Raw genomic sequence first — 21,171 nt, 5'->3', positions numbered from 1 at the left:
CCAACTGGTTATTGCAGCCCGACCGCACAAGCCGGGCGCTGGATAATTATTTGCCCGACTTGACCTTGGTCCAGCTACGGGTCATCAGGCGTTGCACCTTGGGGGGCAACTCGGAATTGACGAACAACTTGTCGAGCACTTGCTGCGGCGGATACACCGCCGGGTCGGTACGAATCGCCTGGTCCATGTCGTCGCCCGATTTCGGATTCGGGTTGGCGTAGCCGATTTCGTCACTGACCTTGGCGATCACGTCCGGCTTGAGCAGGAAGTTGATAAAGGCGTGGGCTTCCTTGATGTTGGCGGCATCGCTGGGGATCGCCAGCATGTCGAACCACAGGTTGCCGCCTTCCTTGGGAATCACGTAGGCAATATTGACGTCCTTGCCCGCTTCGGACGCACGCTTCTTGGCCTGGAATACATCGCCGGAGAACCCGGCAGCCACGCAGATATCGCCGTTGGCCAGGTCCGTGATGTACTTGGACGAACTGAAGTAAGTCACGTAAGGCCGCACTTTCAACAGTTTCTCTTCAGCCTTTTTATAGTCGGCTTCATTGGTGCTGTTCGGGCTCAGGCCCATGTAGTTGAGCACCGCCGGGAGCATTTCGTCGGCGGAATCAAGAAAGGCGACGCCGCACTTTTGCAGTTTCTTGATGTTTTCCGGCTCGAACAGCACGGCCCAGGAATCGATCTTGTCGACGCCCAGCACCTCCTTGACCTTGTCGACGTTATAGCCGATGCCATTGGTGCCCCACAGGTAAGGCACGGCGTATTGATTGCCGGGATCGTTCTTTTCCAGGCGCTTGAGCAGGGCCGGGTCGAGGTTTGAATAGTTGGGCAACTGCGACTTGTCGAGTTTCTGGAAAGCCCCGGCCTTGATCTGCTTGCCGAGAAAATGGTTGGACGGCACGACCACGTCGTAGCCGGTATGCCCGGCCAGCAACTTGCCTTCAAGGGTTTCGTTGGAGTCGAACACGTCGTAGACCGGCTTGATCCCCGTAGTGGCTTCGAAGTCCGCCAGGGTGGTCAGGCCGATGTAATCGGACCAGTTATAAATATGCACCGTGGGTGCAGCGTGCGCGCTGACGGCCACGGCCAGGCCGAGCCCCGCGAGCAGGGTGTTGCGAAAGAAAGGGCGAAGCGAAGAAATAGACACGTGAACAATCCTTTTCAGTTTGGGGTCTGGTGCCCGTGTCGGACCGGCGCGCAACTTACCTTTGATAGCTGCGGATCGCAAAAAAACCTTATGTGACAGTGGGTTGAACGAGCTCCCAGCTCAAGGCACATCTATGCCTTGAAATGAGATCCCGTGGGAGCGTGGCTTGCCCGCGAAGGGCTCGACGCGGTACATCTGATACTCCGCGCCGCCCTATTCGCGGGCGAACCACGCTCCCACAGAAGCAAATATCAACCCGGGTTATTTACCCGATTTAATGGTGGTCCAGCTGCGCGTCATGATGCGCTGGGTGGCCGCAGGCAAGTCAGCGATGGCGTACAACTTGGCGACAACATCAGCCGGTGGATAGACACCCGGATCTTCAGTGATTTCTTTGTTCACCAACGGCGTGGCCTTCTCGTTACCGTTAGGGAAGCCTACCGAGTTGGTGATGTCCGCCATCACTTCAGGCTTGAGGATGAAATTCAGGAACTTGTAGGCGCCTTCGACGTTTTCCGCGTCTTTCGGGATTGCCAACATGTCGTAGAAGCTGCCTGCACCTTCCTTCGGAATGTTGTAGCTGACTTCAACCTTGCCACCGGCTTCTTTTGCACGGGACTGAGCCTGGTGGATGTCACCCGAATAACCGACGGCCACGCAGATGTTGCCGTTGGCCAGATCCGAGATGTACTTGGACGAGTGGAAGTAAGCGATCGAAGGACGGACTTTCATGAACAGAGCCTGAGCCTTGTCGATGTCTTCCTTCTTCTGCGAGTCGGTCGGCAGGCCCAGGTAATGCAGGGCGACCGGCAGCATTTCGGTTGGCGAATCGAGGAAGCTGATACCGCACTTCTTCAACTTGGCGGCGTTTTCAGGTTTGAACAGCAGGTCCCAGGAGTTGGTCGGTGCATCGGCACCCAGCGCTTCCTTGACTTTGGCCGGGTTGAAACCGATGCCAATCGAGCCCCACATGTACGGGAAAGCATGCTTGTTGTCCGGGTCGCTGATGGACACGGCCTTGAGCAGGGTTTTGTTCAGGTTGCCGTAGTTCGACAGCTTGGACTTGTCCAGCTCCTGATACACACCGGCCTTGATTTGCTTGGCCAGGAAGTTGTTCGACGGCACGACGACGTCATAACCGGATTTGCCGGCCAGCAATTTGGCTTCCAGGGTTTCGTTACTGTCGTACACGTCGTAGACGACCTTGATACCCGACTCTTTTTCAAACTTCTCGATGGTGTCCGGTGCAATGTAGTCGGACCAGTTGTAAACGTGAAGTACCTTGTCGTCCGCGTGAGCGGCGGCCACTGCGCCCATCAGGGACAGCGCGAGGAGGGTCTTGCCAAATGTTTTCATGCGTACAGCTCCAGTATTTTTTATGACTGACCATTGGGAGTAGCGGCGATTCAAACAACCGTTAGTCTGGCAAGTTCCTGGGCAGGCTTACAAGCGGGCAAACCTGCCGTACTACGCAACCGCCGAAAGTTTCATGTTCCGGCCGTGCTTATATCAGCCCTGTAGAGCCTTCAGTGTCAGATCCAGGCACTTGCGCGCCTTCTCTATCAGCTCGTCGATTTCGGCAAAACTGATCACCAGGGGCGGCGAAATGATCATGGTATCGCCCACGGCGCGCATGATCAGACCGTTGTCGAAACAGAACGTCCGGCAGATCATGCCAGCACCCCGGCCGACATATCGCTCGCGCGTGGCCTTGTCCTTGACCAGTTCGATGGCCCCCAGCAAGCCGACACCGCGAACCTCACCCACCAACGGATGATCGCTCAGCTCACGCAAACGCTTTTGCAAGTATGGTGCCGTTTCGTTCTTGACCCGCTCGACGATTTTTTCGTCGCGCATGATGCGGATATTTTCCAGTGCCACAGCAGCTGCGACCGGATGCCCGGAATAGGTGAAGCCGTGGTTGAAGTCGCCGCCCTCGTTGATCACCTTGACGATTTCATCGCGCACGATCAGGCCGCCCATGGGGATATAGCCCGAGGTCAGGCCCTTGGCGATAGTCATCATGTCAGGCGCAAGGTCGAAATAATCGCTGCCGAACCACTCACCGGTACGGCCAAAACCGCAGATCACTTCGTCGGCGACGAACAGGATGTCGTAGCGCCCGAGGATTTCCTTGATCTTCGGCCAGTAGGTGGCGGGCGGCACGATCACGCCACCGGCACCCTGGATCGGCTCGGCAATGAACGCACCGACGTTATCCACGCCCAACTCGAGAATCTTTTTCTCCAGTTGCTCGGCAGCCCAGGTGCCGAACTCGTCCGGCGTCATATCGCCGCCTTCACCGAACCAGTACGGCTGCGGGATGTGTTCGATACCAGGGATCGGCAGATCGCCCTGCTCATGCATATACGTCATGCCGCCCAGGCTTGCACCGGCCACGGTCGAGCCGTGATAGCCGTTGACCCGGCTGATAATGGTCTTTTTGTTCGGCTGGCCCTTGAGCGCCCAATAGTGGCGGACCAGACGCAGCATGGTGTCGTTGCCTTCGGAACCGGAACCGGTGAAGAACACATGGTTCATGCCCGCCGGAGCGATATCGGAAATGGCCTTGGCCAGTTCCAGCGCCGGCGGGTGGGCGGTCTGGAAGAACAGGTTGTAATAAGGCAGCTCGCGCATCTGTTTACTGGCGGCGTCGGCCAGTTCTTCGCGGCCATAACCAATGGCCACACACCACAGGCCGGCCATGCCGTCGAGAATCTTGTTGCCTTCGCTATCCCAGAGATGCACGCCCTGGGCCTTGGTGATAATGCGCGGGCCTTTCTCTTTCAGCTGTTTGTAGTCGCTGAACGGGGCCAGGTGGTGCTCGGCGCTGAGGGCCTGCCACTCACGGGTTTGCGGATTATTGGAACTCATACAGCACTCCATATGCTTGGGTGGGGCACCCGGCATCGGCCGGGCGCCTGGCGTATCAGACGGCGAAGAGCAGGAATTCCCGCTCCCACGAGCTGATCACGCGCTTGAAGTTTTCATGCTCGGCGCGTTTGACCGCGACGTAGCCCTTGATGAATTTCTCACCGAGGTATTTCTCGATGGTCTTGCTGTTTTCCATGCGCTCCAGGGCATCTTCGATGGTCAACGGCAGGCGCAGGTTACGGCGCTCATAACCACGACCCACCACTGGAGCACTGGGGTTGATGCCTTCGGTCATGCCGATGTAGCCGCACAACAAGCTCGCGGCAATCGCCAGATACGGATTGGCGTCGGCACCGGGCAGACGGTTCTCCACACGACGGTTCTGCGGCCCGGCATCCGGCACGCGCAGGCCGACAGTACGGTTTTCTTCGCCCCACTCGACGTTCACCGGTGCCGAAGTGTCCGGCAGGAAGCGGCGGAACGAGTTGACGTTGGGCGCGAACAGCGGCAATAGCTCGGGGATCAGCTTCTGCAGGCCACCGATGTGGTGCAGGAACAACTGGCTCATGGTGCCGTCAGGGTTGGAGAAAACGTTCTTGCCGGTCTGGATATCAATAATGCTCTGGTGCAAATGCATGGCGCTGCCGGGCTCGCCGGTCATGGGCTTGGCCATGAAGGTCGCCGCCACATCATGCTTGAGCGCGGCTTCGCGCATGGTGCGCTTGAATACCAGAATCTGGTCGGCCAGGGACAGGGCATCGCCGTGACGGAAGTTGATCTCCATCTGCGCCGTGCCGTCTTCGTGGATCAGGGTATCGAGATCCAGATTCTGCAACTCGCACCAGTCGTAGACGTCTTCGAACAACGGGTCGAATTCGTTGGCGGCTTCAATGGAGAAGGACTGGCGGCCGGTTTCCGGTCGACCTGAACGACCGATCGGTGGCTGTAACGGATAGTCCGGATCGTCGCTGCGCTTGGTCAGGTAAAACTCCATTTCCGGCGCCACGATGGGCTGCCAGCCTTTGTCGGCATAGAGTTTCAGGACCTTCTTGAGCACGTTGCGCGGCGACAGCTCGATGGGGTTGCCCTGTTTATCGTAAGTATCGTGGATCACCTGAGCAGTCGGCTCGATGGCCCAAGGCACCAGATACACCGCGTTCTGGTCGGGGCGGCAGAACATGTCGATGTCCGCTGGGTCCAGCAGGTCGTAGTAGATATCGTCTTCGACGTAATCGCCGGTCACCGTCTGCAACAGCACGCTTTCAGGCAGCCGCATGCCCTTTTCAGCGATGAATTTGTTGGTCGGGGAAATCTTGCCGCGGGTGATCCCGGTGAGGTCGCCAATCATGCATTCGACTTCGGTGATCTTGTGTTCTTTCAACCAATCGGTGAGCTGGTCGAGGTTGGTACTCATAAATACCTCAGGGGGTCATTTCCTGATCCGCGGATCAGGCGTTTTTTGACGCATCGGCGTCTCGTTGTCTTGCCCGCTTTCGGCAGGCATCGCCAAAGGCCTGGAAAATCGCCAGGTAGTGGGGATTGTCGGTGACTTGCCATTCCGGGTGCCATTGCACCCCCAGGACAAAAGCGCCGCCTTGCAGCGATACGGCTTCAATCAGACCGTCAGGCGCAGTCGCTTCCACACGCAGGGGCGGCGCCAGGCGCTCGATGCCCTGCCCATGGATCGAATTGACTGCAATTTCAGCGGGCAGGCCAAAGGATTCAAGCAGGCCGCCGGGCTGAATGTGCATGGGATGACTGGGTGCGTACTGGACTTCGACCGGTTCATTGTCCGGCTCACGATGGTCCATGAAGGTTCCGGTTTCATGAACACGCTGATGCAGACTGCCGCCCAAGGCGACATTTAATTCCTGAAACCCGCGGCAAATGCCCAAAACAGGCACACCCGCCGCCACGGCGTCACGAATTAGCGGTAAGGTGGTGCTGTCGCGTGCAGGATCATGAGCAGTTCCCGGTGCGCTGGCAGGACCACTATAGTGATAGGGTTCAACATTGGAAGGCGAGCCGGTGAACAACAGTCCATCGAGGCTTGCAAGAATTTCGGAGGGATCGAGCAACGGGCCCAGTGAGGGCAGGATCAGCGGCAGGCCCCCGGCAGCTACGGCTACCGCGCGGACATACTTGTCGCCACTGATGTGATAAGCGTGATCACCGATCTGCTTCGTGCATGAAGTGACGCCTATCAATGGCAAGCGAGACATGAAACCCCTCCGGCATTATTGCTGTTTTGGGTCTAAATCGAGCTTAGCCTTGTTCATTTTTTTACACAACACCCCCGTAAAAAATAGAACACAGCCCGCTCAAGCCCGCAGTTCCCAAGCCATAACACAGCCCATAATCGCCCTAATTTGCAGCAAAAACGGCCTTTTGGCGCCCTTTTAGGGCAAAACGAGGCTCTCTTGACTTCATCGGGCCTTTCGGATTGACTGAAACCCGCAAGACTCGATGATTGATATTTTCAACAACAAAGGTGTTGCATCATGTCGGTACCCCCGCGTGCCGTTCAGCTCAACGAAGCGAACGCGTTCCTTAAGGAACATCCTGAGGTTCTGTACGTTGACCTTCTGATTGCGGATATGAATGGTGTGGTGCGCGGCAAGCGCATTGAACGCACCAGCCTCCACAAGGTTTACGAGAAAGGCATCAACCTGCCGGCCTCTTTATTTGCCCTGGATATCAACGGTTCGACGGTGGAAAGCACCGGTCTGGGCCTGGATATCGGTGATGCTGACCGAATCTGTTATCCGATCCCCGACACCCTGTGCAACGAACCCTGGCAGAAACGCCCTACCGCGCAACTGCTGATGACCATGCACGAACTGGAAGGCACGCCCTTCTTCGCCGACCCGCGTGAAGTCCTGCGTCAAGTGGTGAGCAAGTTCGATGACATGGGCCTGACCATCTGCGCCGCCTTCGAGCTGGAGTTCTACCTGATCGACCAGGAGAATGTGAACGGCCGCCCACAACCGCCCCGCTCGCCTATCTCAGGCAAACGCCCGCACTCGACACAGGTCTACCTGATCGACGACCTCGACGAATACGTCGACTGCCTCCAGGACATTCTGGAAGGTGCCAAGGAACAAGGCATCCCGGCCGACGCAATCGTCAAGGAAAGTGCTCCGGCGCAGTTCGAAGTGAACCTGCACCACGTCGCCGATGCGATCAAGGCCTGCGACTATGCGGTCCTGCTCAAGCGCCTGATCAAGAACATCGCCTACGACCACGAAATGGACACGACCTTCATGGCCAAGCCCTATCCGGGTCAGGCAGGTAATGGTCTGCATGTCCACATCTCGATCCTGGATCGCGATGGCAAGAACATCTTCACCAGCGAGGATCCCGAGCAGAACGCCGCATTACGTCATGCGATCGGCGGTGTGCTCGAGACCCTACCGGCGCAGATGGCGTTCCTTTGCCCGAACGTCAACTCGTATCGCCGGTTCGGTGCTCAGTTCTACGTGCCAAATTCGCCAAGCTGGGGCCTGGATAACCGCACGGTTGCTGTACGTGTGCCAACAGGTTCAGCCGATGCCGTGCGTATCGAACACCGGGTTGCCGGTGCCGATGCCAACCCGTATCTGCTGATGGCATCTGTGCTGGCAGGGGTGCATCACGGCCTGACCAACAAGATCGAGCCTGGCGCGCCGGTCTCGGGCAACTCCTACGAGCAAAACGAGCAAAGCCTGCCAAACAACCTGCGCGATGCCCTGCGCGAGCTGGACGACAGTGAAGTAATGGCCAAGTACATCGATCCGAAATACATCGATATCTTTGTCGCCTGTAAGGAAAGTGAGCTGGAAGAGTTCGAACACTCCATCTCCGACCTTGAGTACAACTGGTATCTGCATACCGTTTGATTCGGGGTGTAGTACAAGGACGCCGCAGCCTGGAAGGGTTGCGGCGTTTTTTTGTATGAGAGTAACGCTTCCCAGCGCATTCGCTGGAGCGAGGCTTGCCCGCGAAGAACGCTAACGCGCTTTGGCTGAGAAACCGTGACGCATGTTTCGCGGGCAAGCCTCGCTCCAACAATTAGATACAATGCCTGCCATCCCCTATGGAGAGCAGCCATGCCCCGCCCCGCCACACCTCGCAAACCCCGCGCCCGCAGCCAGGCCAGGATCGACTCGATCCTCGATGCCGCACGCGAGCTGCTTGCCGCCGAGGGCGTGGCCAGTCTGTCGATCTACAGCGTGGCCGAGCGGGCACAGATCCCGCCGTCGTCGGTTTACCACTTTTTCGCCAGTGTCCCGGCGATGCTCGAAGCCCTGACCGCCGACGTGCATGCAGCCTTTCGCGCCAGCCTCCAGGCCCCGGTGGATCACGACACCCTGCACAGCTGGCGCGACCTGTCGCGCATCGTCGAAATGCGCATGCTGAAGATCTACAACGACGATGCTGCCGCCCGCCAGTTGATCCTCGCGCAGCACGGCCTGACCGAAGTGAACCAGGCCGACCGCCAGCACGATATCGAGCTGGGCCACCTGATGTTCGAAGTTTTCGACCGACACTTCCAGCTACCGGTCCTGCCCGATGACGTCGACGTATTCGCGCTGGCCATGGAACTGGGTGACCGGGTCTACGCGCGCTCGATGCAACTGCATGAACAGATCACACCGCGTATGGCGGAGGAAGGCATGCGCGTGTTTGATGCTTATATGTGTTTGTATTTGCCGCCGTTTTTGCCGAAACGGTGAGCGCACCGCGCCCGCCTGGCACAACGACAGGCTGGCTAACTGGGTAGTTTATAAGCGAGCCATCCTTAGTAGTCGTTTATCTTGGAGCACGCACCCGAGCAGCAGTACTCGTAAAGGAGGCTAAGTAATCCTGCGCCAATCCAGTCCAATGTGTTTCCACTTTTGCATAGTGGCCACGCTGATAGTTATAACTACTAATATACTTCGGATAAAGACCACTGGAAATCGCCCCCTCATAATGCTCTTTCAACATTCGACTATGACTGATAACTGTATATAACTGCTTCCGCTTAAGCTCAAAGTTCATTGCCGGAGAATAGTTTTTCTCCTCTATATTCATCCCCATATAGGCCTCCAATTCATTCCGAATTTGCCTACGGCTTTGCTGGTTTAATATCCCTGAACCAACCTGAACTGACGAACCATTACCCGTTGGAAATGATGACGTAGATGCAGCGGCGATGACACCGTTTTCACCTCTAGGATTTTTCTCCCCAGATCCCAAAAGCGAGCCAACGCTACCGGAGGAGCTGCCTGCCTGCCCACTAACCTGCGAAAGAGTTGTTTGAGTGTCAGTCGATGCCCGAACATTTCTTGAAGGGCGTGAAGAATACGGCTTGTATGAGGTCCTTACTGCGCGGCGTCGGCTCATAAAAATACTTAACTTAATATGTCCCGTCGGATCCCGATAATTAACCGGATCCCCCTGACAATACGCATACGCATTCAATCCACCCTCACCAAACGGGCTCAAACTGTCCGGGCTATTAAACCGCATCAGCACCGGATTAAAAGCCCGATAACCATTCCCCAGCAAATAATGCCCGGTAACTACATCGCGTCGCTCGCCGCTGAAACCCAGCAAGGCATTCAAACCACTGTCCGCCGGAAGATGACCATAGGCGGTATAGGCCAGCGACTCGCTTTCGACAGTATCCGTACGCTTCAACAACGAGCGCTGCTGATCCGTCACCAGCAAACTGGTTTCGCTATTCCCGTCCGAGCGTTGCTGCTGAGCCAGCAACTGATCGTCATGCTGAAAGACCGTACGCAGCAACGCCCCCTGAACTTCCGTCGCCAGACGGCTTTTCTGGTAAAAACGCGCAATCGGCGCTTCGCCCACCGGCGAAGCGCTCGCCAGCCGGTCGAGGGGATCGTAGCTGTAACGGCATGAGGAAGGCGCCATGGCGTGCTCCGGACAATCAGTACAGGCTCATCATCCCGCTGACTCCAACCGCTGTATACCTAGCAGAACTGCTAGGTTTTGCACACACAGCAAAAACCCCGGAGGGCTTCCACCGTCCGGGGTTGTTGTATTGCCATCGCTTACAGCTTGGCGATGGAGACTTCGGTGGATTTCACGAAGGCAATTACTTCGCTGCCAACCACCAATTCCAGCTCTTTGACCGAGCGGGTGGTGATCACGGAAGTGACGATGCCGGAAGCGGTCTGTACGTCGATTTCGGACAGTACGTCGCCGGTGACGATTTCCTTGATAGTGCCTTTGAACTGGTTGCGTACGTTGATGGCTTTGATAGTCATGAGAGTCTTCCTGTTTGCGATAGGGAGTTAATTGGCCCAACGCAATTGCGTGGGCAGGGGTGAAGTCGGTTCGGGTTCCGGTGGCGCTCCCGGCAACGAGAGCACGCGGTTGAGTACTTCGGTTTCCAGTGCGGCCAGGCGATGTGAACCCCGGGCCCGCGGGCGTGGCAATTCGACGACAAGGTCCAGGCCGATACGGCCCTCTTCGATCAGGATCACCCGGTCGGCAATGGCGACCGCTTCGCTGACGTCATGGGTGACCAGCAGGACCGTGAAGCCATGTTTGCGCCACAGGCTCTCGATCAGTTGCTGCATCTCGATGCGAGTCAGGGCATCGAGAGCGCCGAGAGGTTCGTCGAGCAGCAACAGACGCGGTTTGTGAATCAGGGCGCGGGCCAAGGCTACACGTTGCTTCTGCCCACCCGACAGCGCCGCAGGCCATTCATTGGCGCGCTCGGCCAGGCCGACGGCTTCAAGCGCATCCATGGCTTGACCACGCCAATCGCCACTCAGGCCCAGGCCGACGTTGTCGATAATGCGTTTCCACGGCAGCAGGCGTGCCTCTTGGAACATCAGCCGGGTGTCTTCGCGGGCATCGCTGAGCGGTGCGGAACCGGCCAGTAATTCGCCCGTCGTCGGCTTGTCGAGCCCGGCCAGCAGGCGCAACAGCGTGCTCTTGCCGCAGCCGCTACGACCGACCACGGCGACGAATTGCCCGGCGGGAATATGCAGGTCGATGTCCTTGAGCACTTCCCGATTGCCGAAGGTTTTCTTCAGGCCATGTACCGCCAGCGGGATACCGCGCAGCAAGTGCGGCGGTTGCTGTTTCAGACTGCTCATGCGGCACCGCCTTTGTGAACTTGATAGGCCGGATGCCAGCGCAGGCACACACGTTCCAGACCCCGGGCTGCCAGGTCAGCCAGCTTGCCGAGGATCGCGTAGAGGACAATTGCCAGAACCACCACATCGGTCTGCAGGAATTCACGAGCGTTCATGGCCAGATAACCGATACCGGAGCTGGCGGAAATGGTCTCCGCAACGATCAGCGTCAGCCACATGAAGCCCAGGGCAAAGCGCACGCCGACCAGAATCGAAGGCAAGGCGCCCGGCAGGATCACATGCCAGAACAGCGCAAAGCCGGACAGGCCATAACTGCGCGACATCTCCACCAGAGCTGGATCGATATTGCGAATGCCGTGATAGGTGTTGAGGTAGATCGGGAACAGCGTGCCCAGGGCGACCAGGAAAATTTTCGCGCTCTCGTCGATGCCGAACCACAGGATCACCAACGGGATCAGCGCCAGGTGTGGCACGTTGCGAATCATTTGCACCGAGCTGTCCAGCAGGCGCTCGCCCCACTTCGACAGGCCGGTGATAAAGCCCAGTACCAGACCGATCCCGCCACCGATGGCGAAGCCGATTGCCGCGCGCCAGCTGCTGATCGCCAGATGCGCCCAGATATCACCACTGACCACCAGTTGCACACCCGCCGCGACCACGGCACTGGGTGCCGGCAGGATGCGCGTGGACAGCCAGCCGGCGCTGACCGACAGCTGCCAGACCAGCAACAACAGGATGGGCAGCGCCCAGGGCGCCAGCCGGTGAATGATGCGTTGACTCATGGAGTTGTCTCCTTGGTGGTCTGAACGGTTACGGTGCTTTAGCCACGGCAGCCGGTGGGGTCCAGATCACGTCCGCAATGCTTAGCGGCTTGGGGATCAACTTGAGCTGGTAGAAGGTGTCGGCGATTTTCTGCTGAGCCGCAATCACTTGCGGGGTAATGAAGTAAGCACCGTAGCCCTGACGCTTGACCGAGATTTTGGTGATGTCCGTTGGCAGGCCGAGCAGTGGCGCGACCTGTTGGGTCACTTCATCCGGGTTGGCCTTGGACCATTCGCCCACGGCGCGCACTTCGTCGATCAGGGTCTGGATGACTTTCGGATGCTGTTGCGCATAGGGTTTGGTGGCGAGGTAGAACTGGTTGTTATCGACGATACCGGTGCCGTCACGCAGGGTACGGGCCTGCAATTGTTGCTCGGCGGCCGCCTGGTACGGGTCCCAGATCACCCAGGCATCGACACTGCCGCGCTCGAAAGCGGCACGGGCGTCAGCCGGTGGCAGGAAGACAGTCTGGATATCGCTGTACTTGAGTCCGGCATCTTCTAATGCCCGCACCAGCAGGTAGTGAACGTTGGAGCCCTTGTTGAGCACGACCTTCTTGCCTTTCAGATCCTTGACCGAAGTGATCGGCGAATCCTTGGGTACCAGGATCGCTTCACTGGTCGGCGCCGGCGGTTCGGCCGCGACGTAAAGCAAATCGGCACCGGCAGCCTGGGCGAACACCGGCGGGGTTTCCCCGGTAACGCCAAAGTCGATCGCGCCGACGTTCAAGCCTTCCAGCAACTGCGGGCCACCGGGAAACTCGGTCCATTGCACCTGCACGCCCTGCTCAGCGAGGCGCTTTTCCAGCGAACCCTTGGCCTTGAGCAGCACCAGCGTGCCGTATTTCTGATAACCGATGCGCAGAGTGTCCGCCTGAGCCTGAGTGACGGTGGCGAAGGACACTGCCGCGATAAACAGAGCGGCCAGGCCTTGACGCAAATTGACAGTGCCCATGGGCGCTCTCCAATGATCAGTGAAGTGGCGGATATCGCCGGATATGCAGTGACCTTAACAGGAGTTTTTTATATCTATAAATCTTATTTATTCATTTGGTTATGCATAAAGGATATATAAAATATCAAGGTGGATTTGTGGGAGCCGGCTTGCTGGCGATAGCGCCATCTCGATTGCCTGAACCGACCCAATCGCCAGCAAGCCGGCTCCCACCCCTCATTTCAATTCAAATGCCCCTGTCATCCGCCATAAAAAAAGGGCCGATAAATCGGCCCTAAAAATCCTCTGCTTGGTGAGTACGTGAAAGCTTAACGATTGGGTTGCGGGGTCAGGCGCAGATACGGCGTGACGGCCTTATAGCCCTTGGGAAAGCGCTGCTTGATCTCTTCTTCGTCCTTGATTGACGGCACGATCACCACATCATCGCCATCCACCCAGTTGGCCGGGGTCGCGACTTTGTAGTTGTCGGTCAATTGCAGAGAATCGATCACGCGCAGGATTTCATTGAAATTGCGCCCGGTGCTGGCCGGATAGGTAATGGTCAGGCGCACCTTCTTGTTCGGGTCGATCACGAACAGTGAACGCACGGTCAGGGTGTCGTTGGCATTGGGGTGAATCAGGTCGTAGAGATCGGAAACCTTGCGATCGGCATCAGCCAGGATCGGGAAGTTGACGAGAGTGTTCTGGGTGCTGTTGATGTCGTCGATCCAGCGGATATGCGAATCGACCGGGTCCACCGACAGGGCAATGGCCTTGACGCCGCGCTTGCTGAATTCATCCTTGAGTTTGGCGGTAAAGCCCAGCTCCGTGGTGCAGACCGGCGTGAAGTCCGCCGGGTGGGAAAACAGTACACCCCAGCTGTCGCCAAGCCATTCGTGAAAACGGATACGGCCTTCGCTGGAATCCTGTTCGAAGTCGGGGGCGATATCGCCCAGTCGCAGGCTCATGGTGATGCTCCTTGGTTTGCCAGGTTATGGCAGCCACTGTGCATCGAATCGTTAAAAATTAAAAAGAATAGATAACGATTTAATTAGATGATTTGTGCATAACAAATATAGCGCTTTGTTCGGGCGACTCAGGCATAAAAATACCGGGCAAAAAAAACCCCGCCGAAGCGGGGTTCCTTTAACTCAGCTCAACACACTTACTTGAAAGCGTAGGTGTAGTTGAAGATCAGACGGGTCTGATCCTGGTCAGCTGGAGTACCGCTGTCGCCACGGTAGGTACCGCGACGCAGGGAAGTACCGAAGCCTTTCAGCACGCCGGACTGAACAACGTAGTCCAGACGAACGTCACGTTCCCACTCAGAGCTGTCGCTCTTGTCAACAGCAGTGTTGGCTGCCTTGATGTCGGTACCGTGCAGGTAAGCGAACGCTGCTTTCAGACCTGGGACGCCCAGACGAGCGAAGTCATACGAGTATTGACCGAAGGTGGTGTTCTCACCGGCACGGGCAAACTGGTTGATCATACTGTCGGTGAACAGGTAGAAGCTGGAACCGCCTTCGCCTTCGGCGTGAGTATTGCTCAGGCCGTTCTTGGTGACGTTGCCTTGGTTCAACCAGACCATGCCGCCGTCGTCGTTCACACGCTGGTGACCGAGCATGAGAGCGTGGCCGCCGAGGGTGTAGGTGAACATTGCCGACCAGGTTTTGTTGTCGACTTCACCAACGTTCTTGGCATAGCCACCGTTGTTGTTGAAGGCATAGCCGGTAGCGTTTTGGCCGTTCTTGCCATCGGAGCTGCTGTCGAACCAACGCAGGTCGGTTTTGAACGACTGGTCATCAGCGATCTGGAAGACGTGAGTCAGGCCCAGGAACGTCTGCTTGTAGAAGTCTTCCAGCTGCGAGTGGTAAGCCTGCAGGGTCAGGTCTTTGGTGACCTTCCAGTCAGCGCCAGCGAACATGAAGTTGTTGGAGTCCTGGGTTGCACCAGCAACGGACAGGCCCGAGTAGTTGCTCGATGCACGAGCAGCCTGATGCTCCAACTTACCAACGTTGAAAGTTACGTTGTCGATTTCTTTCGACGTGATGGTGCCACCGGAGAAGCTCTGTGGCAGCAAACGACCATCGTTGGAAACCAGGATTGGCAGGTTAGGTGCCAGGGCATTACCAATTTTCAGCTCGGTCTTGGAGAACTTGACCTTGGCGTTGGCGCCGGTACGGCCCCACTGGTCCATGGAGGAACCATCTTTCTCGGTCGGGAAGAACGAGTTAGCTGTGGTAGCGGTGTGGTGATCGATACCGCCGCCCAGGTGGATACCCCACATGCTTTGCACGTCCAGACCGAAGCCCACAACGCCTTGGGTGTAGCCGGAGTTGAAGTTGAACAGCAAGCCTTCTGCTGTCTCACGCTGATCCTGTGCGCGACGGCCTTCACGGACGTCGTTTTCGAAATACATGGTACGAGAACTGATGGTTGCCTTGCTGTCTTCCAGGAAACCAGCTGCACCAGCCTGCTGAGCCAGGGCACTTACCGCTACGGCCAGGGCCAGGGTGGACTTCTTCATTGTTTCGCTCCTCTTGAATCTAATTTTTGTATCCACGGTGCCGAGCTAATGCCCTGACCCGCGGTTGCGCGATTAGCGCCAGACCCGACTCGGAGAGTCAATGGTGCTGGTCACCTCTAAGACTAAAGTACTAGACCGCGTGTGCCGGTAGCCTCCACGGTATGCAAAAAACCCTTAAACCTGAAAAGACTTATTGGTCCGCTTTTCAGGCGAAACGGTTATATGTGTCAAACCATGTCAGCCATGCCGTTGTGGAGTGTATCGGCCTATTCGGCTAATTCCCAAAAAATATTTGCGCACCGTTCATCAGATCGATTCGCTTGGCCGTACTGCACGACCGGATGCTGACTGACCGGTCACTCTCCTTGAGTCGCTCGCGGCCCATATTTCTCGGCACAACAGCCCAGACACAGGACTGTAACAATCCTCTCACATGGATTGTTACAGTTGTAATCATGGCGACACACAAGCTGAACTTTTCCTGAAAAATTTGTCAAAGGCACCCCGCAGCACCAAAATTCTCGATAACACACCTCGCATCCCCTCATAAGCTCATGCCAAAAGGTTATTTATTTCGGCATTATTAGATCATTTAGTCTCATCGCATTCCCCGACCTGCCCTGCTTCGGAGCTTCGCGATGAAACTGCATTTCTCTCTACGTCTACTGGCTGCACTTTCACTGACCGGCGCTTCGTACCTGGCTCAGGCCGCTGACTTCACAGTCGCTTACCAGACCACCGTCGATCCGGCCAAAGTCGCGCAAACCGATAACGCCTATGAAAAGGCCACGGATTCGAAAATCTCCTGGCGCAAGTTTGATAATGGCGCCGATGTCATTACAGCCATTGCTTCAGGTGACGTACAGATCGGTTATCTGGGCAGCAGCCCGCTGACCGCCGCCGCAACGCGCAAGCTGCCGGTGGAAACCTTCCTCATTGCTACCCAGATCGGCGCTGCCGAGGCCCTGGTGGCACGCAACGGCTCCGGCATCGACAAGCCTCAGGACCTGATCGGCAAGAAAGTCGCCGTGCCCTTCGTCTCTACCGGCCACTACAGCCTGTTGGCGGCGTTGAAGTACTGGAAGATCGATCCGTCCAAGGTGACCATCGTCAACCTCGCGCCACCGGCCATTGCCGCCGCCTGGAAGCGCGGTGATATCGATGCCACCTACGTATGGGATCCGGCTCTGGGCGTGGCCAAGGAAACCGGCAAGGTGCTGATTACCTCCGGCGAGCTGGCCAAGGTCGGCGCACCGACCTTCGATGCCTGGATCGTGCGCAAGGACTTTGCCGATAAACATCCAGAAATCGTCAAAGCCTTCGCCAAGGTCACCCTCGACGCCTACGCCCAGTACCGCAAGGACCCGGCAGCCTGGATCGCCAATACCGCCAACGTCGACAAGCTGGTGCAACTGTCCGGCGCCAAGGCCGCCGACGTTCCCGGCCTGTTGCAGGGCAACGTCTACCCACTGGCCGCCGATCAGCAGGCTCTGTTGGGTGCACCGACTATCGAGGCCGTGACCAAGACCGCCGCCTTCCTTAAAGAGCAGGGCAAGGTCGACGCCGTACTGGCTGACTACTCGCCTTATGTCAGCGCCAAGTTCATCACTCAATAAAGGAGGGCCGGGTCATGGCGGTATTACAGCTGGAGCGCATCTGCGCACAGTATCCCGGTGCAGCCGAGCCGGTACTGTCGGATATTTCCCTGACTCTGGGCCCGAACCAATTGCTCGTGGCACTCGGGGCATCAGGCAGCGGCAAGACCTCGCTGCTTAACCTGATTGCCGGTTTCGTTGCCCCCAGTGCCGGGCGTATCACCCTGGACGGCGTAGCGGTCAACGGGCCGAGCGCCGAACGTGGCGTGGTGTTTCAGGACGATGCCCTATTGCCTTGGCAGGATGTACTGGCCAACGTCGCCTTTGGTCTGGAGCTGGCGGGCCTGCCCCGCGAGCAGCGCGAAGCCAGGGCGCGGGAGATGCTGGCCCTGGTGGACCTGGCCGGTTTCGATAACCGCCGTATCTGGCAACTGTCCGGCGGTCAGCGCCAGCGCGTCGGCCTGGCCCGGGCATTGGCCGCCGACCCGCGTGTGCTGCTGATGGACGAACCCTTCGGCGCGCTCGACGCCTTTACCCGCGAGCAAGTGCAGGAGTTGCTGCTGCAAGTCTGGCAGCGCACCGCCAAGCCGGTATTCCTGATCACCCACGACATCGAAGAAGCGGTGTTCCTGGCCACCGACCTGATGCTGCTGGCCCCCAATCCGGGGCGCGTGGTCGAGCATCTGCAACTGGACTTCGGCCGACGCTATGCCGCTGGCGAGTCCGCCCGCGCAATCAAATCCGACCCGCGCTTTATCGAGACCCGCGAACACGTGCTGTCCAGCGTGTTCTCGCAACGCGGAATCACTCGGGAGCAACGCGCATGACTATTAATAGCTATGAATGGCCGGAGACGACCGATGCCCCCGGCAAGCCCCCTGCCGTCGCGCCACGCGTGCGTGGCTATATAAGCACTCGCACCATCAGCCTGCTGACCCTGGCGACGCTGCTCGGCGCCTGGTGGCTGGTGACCGCCGCGCAATGGATCGACCCACTGTTCCTGCCGCCACCGTCAGCCGTTCTGGAGAAAGGCTGGCTGCTGATGACCAAGGGCTACATGGACTCGACCCTCTGGCAGCATCTGGGGGCGAGTCTGCAACGCATCGGCCTGGCCCTGGGCGCGGCGATCCTCAGTGCTGTGCCGGTGGGTATCGCCATCGGCCATAACCGCATCGCCCGGGGCATCTTTGACCCGCTGATCGAGTTCTATCGCCCGGTGCCACCGTTGGCCTATCTGCCGTTGATCGTCATCTGGTGCGGTATCGGCGAATTCTCCAAGGTGTTGCTGATCTACCTGGCGATCTTCGCCCCCGTCGCCATCGCCACCGCTACCGGCGTACGTACGGTTGACCCGACCCGGCTGCGGGCTGCGCAGTCTCTGGGGGCCACGCGCTGGCAGTTGATTCGCCATGTGATTGTGCCCAGCGCCCTGCCGGACATTCTTACCGGTATCCGCATCGGCCTGGGCGTCGGTTGGTCGACGCTAGTTGCCGCCGAACTGATCGCCGCCACCAGTGGCCTGGGCTTCATGGTTCAGTCAGCGGCGCAGTTTCTGGTCACCGACGTAGTCGTGCTGGGCATTCTGGTCATCGCCATCATCGCCTTCGCCATGGAAATGGGCCTGCGCGCCCTGCAACGCAAACTGGTGCCATGGCACGGGCAGACGCACTAACGGGCATTCGTGCATCACTTTGGGAGTCTTCCTGCGGAAAATGCGCGAATAGCGTGCAAAACCGCTTCGCAAATCTTCATTTACTCGCCGACCGTTCATTCCCGAACGGCTCTGAAAACTCAAAAGCCCCGTCAGACAAGCGTTCTGACGGGGCTTTTGGCTTTTATCTCAAGTTTCTTACGAAGTTCTGGCAAAACTGGCACGGCCTCTGCAATAGGTATTACATCACCAGTTTTGGGGACCTTGGTACAGGCAGGCCGGGGATTCCCCTCTTTTATTCCTCCCGGAGACTGACCTCCAGTCTCCAGCGCCCGTCCACCTTTACTGAGCGCCAGTCGCCTTGTATCGGACGGGCCGCGAGAAGACCCAACACCCACTCCCCCTTGTTATCGCGCTGCAACTTCCAGTTGACGATCTTGCCGTCCATTTTCAGCTGACCGTTCCATGGCTGGCCGAACGCCTTGAAGTGCAGTGCCACCGTGCCGTCGACCTGCTCGCCGCGTATTTCAGGGTCTTCGTTGAAATACAGGGCCAACCCTGCGGGCAACACCTCGATCTGTAGCAGTTCCAATGGTTCAGGCTGGGTCAGACGGCCGATCATCAAGCCCACCATCACCCCGAAAATTGCCATAGCCCCCAAAACCCGCGGCCATGCCTTCAGTCGCGGGTCCTCTTCGGGGGTAGAATGCATGCCGTCCTTCAGTTCGGAGCCGTGCATGTTTCACGTCATCCTTTTTCAACCAGAAATTCCGCCGAATACCGGCAATGTCATCAGGCTGTGCGCCAACACCGGCAGCACCCTGCATTTGATCGAGCCACTGGGCTTCGAGCTGGACGACAAGCGTCTGCGTCGGGCCGGGCTGGATTATCACGAATACGCCACGCTCAAGACACACCCGGACCTGGCCAGCTGCCTGGCGAGCCTGGGCCAGCCACGGCTGTTTGCTTTTACCACAAAAGGCTCAAAACCTTTTCATGACGTCAGCTATCAGGATGGCGATGCGTTCATTTTCGGGCCAGAGAGCCGGGGTCTGCCAGCGGAAATTCTCGACGCGCTGCCCGGCGAGCAACGCCTGCGCCTGCCCATGCGCGAGGGCTGTCGCAGTCTGAATCTGTCCAATACCGTGGCGGTGGCGGTGTATGAGGCGTGGCGGCAGCAGGGTTTCAAATAATCGAAGGGAAAGGTAGGCGACCTGTGGGACCGGCTTTAGCCGGGAAGACGATATTCAATACAGTGAATGTCTATCGAATGTACCGACCTCTTCCCGGCTAAAGCCGGTCCCACATCAGTTCTGCATTCAGCCCATAATCCCGCGCACGATAAAGAACAATATCGAAGGCCCCAACAGGCAGCCCAGGCCGGTGTGAAAGGTCGCAGTCAGGGCGCCGTAAGGCACTAGGCGGCGATCCGTGGCAGCAAGCCCCGCGGTCACGCCGCTGACCGTGCCGGCAAGACCGCCGAAGACCATGGCCGAGCGCGGGTTATCCAGGCCCATCCAGCGCGCCGCCATGGGCGTGCAGACCATCACGATAATCGCCTTGATCAGCCCGGTAGCAATCGACAACGCCATGACATCAGAGCTGGCACCAATCGCTGCGCCCGTCACCGGGCCAACAATGTAAGTCACCGCACCGGCACCGATGGTGGTCATGCTCACGGCATCGCGATAGCCGAAGGCATAAGCCATGCAGCAACCGACGATAAACGGCAGCACAGTCCCCAGCAGCAGCGACAAGGCACCGATCAGCCCTGCCTTGCGCGCTTCGGTGGCCTGAACTTCAAAGGCCGTGGCGACAATGGCGAAGTCACGCAGCATCGCCCCGCCCATCAGGCCGATACCGGAGAACAGCGACAGATCGGCCAGGCCTTTTTGCCCGCCGGTCATGGTGCCGCCGACCCAGGCCAGGATCAGGCCGATGACGATGGCAATCGCCGAACCGTGGACCCGACCAAACGTCAGGTGCTTGGACAGCAGCACGGAAATCCACATGACGATGCCGACCACGGCAAATGCGGTTACCAACCCCTGGCTGACCAGGTCTTTTTGAATGAGATCCCACATATCAGCGCGCCCCCGAAGTAGCGGTGGCAGGCATGATCAGCGGCTCTTCCAACGGCGGCAGCGGCTCGCCCTTGTTGGTCCGGCTGATCAGAGCAATGGTGCAACCGCAGATCAGCACCGAGCCGATCGCCGCCAGAATCGCCACCGGCCCGCCCTTGAGCGCGGTCACCACGTTCTGTTGCGCCGCCATGGCCACGACCACGGGGATATACATCGCGCCCCAGAAGCCGACGCCCATTTCGCAGCCTTCACTCATGCCGCCGCGCTTTTGCATGTACAGGCGCGCGCAGATCAACAGGATCATGGCGATGCCGACCCCGCCGACGTTGGACTTCACGCCCAGTAGAACACCCAGCAGGTCGCCTAGAATCACCCCCGCGAGGGTGCAGATAGCCAGTAATGCCACACCGTAGATAATCATTGTTGTTATGCCTC

Annotated in this window: 21 protein-coding genes; 6 read left to right on the top strand and 15 right to left on the bottom strand. The window is 58.1% G+C overall.

Annotated features, from left to right (window positions below; all coding sequences use genetic code 11):
- Positions 1–46: 46 nt before the first annotated feature.
- The 5 genes from M2401_RS15540 to M2401_RS15520 form a co-directional block, all read right to left on the bottom strand.
- Positions 47–1,114, bottom strand: coding sequence for a polyamine ABC transporter substrate-binding protein (locus tag M2401_RS15540; RefSeq protein WP_259104476.1), 1,068 nt, complete (start codon positions 1,112–1,114; stop codon positions 47–49).
- Between the two features lie 300 nt (positions 1,115–1,414).
- Positions 1,415–2,509 carry a polyamine ABC transporter substrate-binding protein gene (locus tag M2401_RS15535; RefSeq protein ID WP_259104173.1) on the bottom strand — a complete coding sequence of 365 codons (1,095 nt, stop codon included), beginning with the start codon at positions 2,507–2,509 and terminating at the stop codon, positions 1,415–1,417.
- Between the two features lie 153 nt (positions 2,510–2,662).
- The gene (locus M2401_RS15530) at positions 2,663–4,027 is read right to left on the bottom strand and encodes an aspartate aminotransferase family protein (RefSeq protein WP_259104172.1); all 1,365 of its coding nucleotides are present in this window, start codon (positions 4,025–4,027) and stop codon (positions 2,663–2,665) included.
- Between the two features lie 55 nt (positions 4,028–4,082).
- Positions 4,083–5,441 carry a glutamine synthetase family protein gene (locus tag M2401_RS15525; protein ID WP_259104171.1) on the bottom strand — a complete coding sequence of 453 codons (1,359 nt, stop codon included), beginning with the start codon at positions 5,439–5,441 and terminating at the stop codon, positions 4,083–4,085.
- Positions 5,442–5,475: 34 nt separating this feature from the next.
- On the bottom strand, positions 5,476–6,249 hold the full coding sequence (locus tag M2401_RS15520) for a gamma-glutamyl-gamma-aminobutyrate hydrolase family protein (RefSeq protein WP_259104169.1): 774 nt from the start codon (positions 6,247–6,249) through the stop codon (positions 5,476–5,478).
- Between the two features lie 279 nt (positions 6,250–6,528).
- Between M2401_RS15520 and M2401_RS15515 the strand changes: the two genes are divergently transcribed.
- Positions 6,529–7,905, top strand: a complete 1,377-nt coding sequence (locus tag M2401_RS15515; RefSeq protein ID WP_259104167.1) for a glutamine synthetase family protein — start codon at positions 6,529–6,531, stop codon at positions 7,903–7,905.
- A gap of 210 nt (positions 7,906–8,115) precedes the next feature.
- Complete coding sequence (locus tag M2401_RS15510; protein WP_259104166.1) at positions 8,116–8,742, top strand: TetR/AcrR family transcriptional regulator; 627 nt, start codon at positions 8,116–8,118, stop codon at positions 8,740–8,742.
- Between the two features lie 76 nt (positions 8,743–8,818).
- Here M2401_RS15510 and M2401_RS15505 read toward each other — a convergent pair whose 3' ends face one another.
- The 7 genes from M2401_RS15505 to M2401_RS15475 form a co-directional block, all read right to left on the bottom strand.
- The gene (locus M2401_RS15505; protein WP_259104165.1) at positions 8,819–9,928 is read right to left on the bottom strand and encodes an RHS repeat-associated core domain-containing protein; all 1,110 of its coding nucleotides are present in this window, start codon (positions 9,926–9,928) and stop codon (positions 8,819–8,821) included.
- Between the two features lie 140 nt (positions 9,929–10,068).
- Complete coding sequence (locus M2401_RS15500) at positions 10,069–10,284, bottom strand: molybdopterin-binding protein (RefSeq protein ID WP_062379390.1); 216 nt, start codon at positions 10,282–10,284, stop codon at positions 10,069–10,071.
- A 27-nt stretch (positions 10,285–10,311) separates the two neighbouring features.
- Positions 10,312–11,124 carry an aliphatic sulfonates ABC transporter ATP-binding protein gene (gene ssuB, locus M2401_RS15495; protein ID WP_259104164.1) on the bottom strand — a complete coding sequence of 271 codons (813 nt, stop codon included), beginning with the start codon at positions 11,122–11,124 and terminating at the stop codon, positions 10,312–10,314.
- Positions 11,121–11,906, bottom strand: coding sequence for an aliphatic sulfonate ABC transporter permease SsuC (gene ssuC, locus M2401_RS15490; protein WP_259104163.1), 786 nt, complete (start codon positions 11,904–11,906; stop codon positions 11,121–11,123). Before ssuC ends, ssuB begins: the two co-directional genes overlap by 4 nt.
- A gap of 28 nt (positions 11,907–11,934) precedes the next feature.
- Complete coding sequence (locus M2401_RS15485) at positions 11,935–12,900, bottom strand: sulfonate ABC transporter substrate-binding protein (protein ID WP_259104162.1); 966 nt, start codon at positions 12,898–12,900, stop codon at positions 11,935–11,937.
- A gap of 308 nt (positions 12,901–13,208) precedes the next feature.
- Entirely contained in the window at positions 13,209–13,847 is a 639-nt protein-coding gene (locus M2401_RS15480; RefSeq protein WP_259104161.1) for a peroxiredoxin, read from the bottom strand.
- A 197-nt stretch (positions 13,848–14,044) separates the two neighbouring features.
- A complete protein-coding gene (locus tag M2401_RS15475) occupies positions 14,045–15,406 on the bottom strand; it encodes an OprD family porin (RefSeq protein ID WP_259104160.1) in 1,362 nt (453 codons plus the stop codon).
- Positions 15,407–16,044: 638 nt separating this feature from the next.
- Here M2401_RS15475 and tauA point away from each other — a divergent pair.
- Genes tauA through tauC form a run of 3 tightly spaced genes read left to right on the top strand, consistent with a single transcriptional unit; the run spans position 16,045 to position 18,673 of the window.
- Positions 16,045–17,022: a taurine ABC transporter substrate-binding protein gene (gene tauA, locus M2401_RS15470; RefSeq protein WP_259104159.1), complete on the top strand. Its 978-nt coding sequence runs from the start codon at positions 16,045–16,047 to the stop codon at positions 17,020–17,022.
- Positions 17,023–17,036: 14 nt separating this feature from the next.
- A complete protein-coding gene (tauB, locus tag M2401_RS15465; protein ID WP_259104157.1) occupies positions 17,037–17,828 on the top strand; it encodes a taurine ABC transporter ATP-binding subunit in 792 nt (263 codons plus the stop codon).
- Positions 17,829–17,830: 2 nt separating this feature from the next.
- Positions 17,831–18,673 (top strand): taurine ABC transporter permease TauC, encoded by an 843-nt coding sequence (gene tauC / locus M2401_RS15460; RefSeq protein WP_409033934.1) that lies wholly within the window; start codon positions 17,831–17,833, stop codon positions 18,671–18,673.
- 274 nt (positions 18,674–18,947) lie between these two features.
- On the opposite strand, the gene M2401_RS15455 is transcribed toward tauC, so the two are convergent.
- Positions 18,948–19,391, bottom strand: coding sequence for a hypothetical protein (locus tag M2401_RS15455; protein WP_259104154.1), 444 nt, complete (start codon positions 19,389–19,391; stop codon positions 18,948–18,950).
- Here M2401_RS15455 and trmL point away from each other — a divergent pair.
- Positions 19,390–19,845, top strand: coding sequence for a tRNA (uridine(34)/cytosine(34)/5-carboxymethylaminomethyluridine(34)-2'-O)-methyltransferase TrmL (trmL, locus tag M2401_RS15450; RefSeq protein WP_259104153.1), 456 nt, complete (start codon positions 19,390–19,392; stop codon positions 19,843–19,845). The two genes, M2401_RS15455 and trmL, sit on opposite strands and share 2 nt — an antisense overlap.
- 126 nt (positions 19,846–19,971) lie before the next feature.
- On the opposite strand, the gene madM is transcribed toward trmL, so the two are convergent.
- Positions 19,972–20,736: a malonate transporter subunit MadM gene (madM, locus tag M2401_RS15445; RefSeq protein WP_259104151.1), complete on the bottom strand. Its 765-nt coding sequence runs from the start codon at positions 20,734–20,736 to the stop codon at positions 19,972–19,974.
- A gap of 1 nt (position 20,737) precedes the next feature.
- Positions 20,738–21,157, bottom strand: a complete 420-nt coding sequence (gene madL / locus M2401_RS15440; RefSeq protein WP_259104149.1) for a malonate transporter subunit MadL — start codon at positions 21,155–21,157, stop codon at positions 20,738–20,740.
- Positions 21,158–21,171 lie beyond the last annotated feature (14 nt).

Origin of the sequence: Pseudomonas sp. JUb42 (assembly GCF_024807945.1) — a bacterium.
Taxonomy (GTDB): Bacteria; Pseudomonadota; Gammaproteobacteria; order Pseudomonadales; family Pseudomonadaceae; genus Aquipseudomonas.
This window is presented reverse-complemented; position numbering and strand designations above follow the sequence as displayed.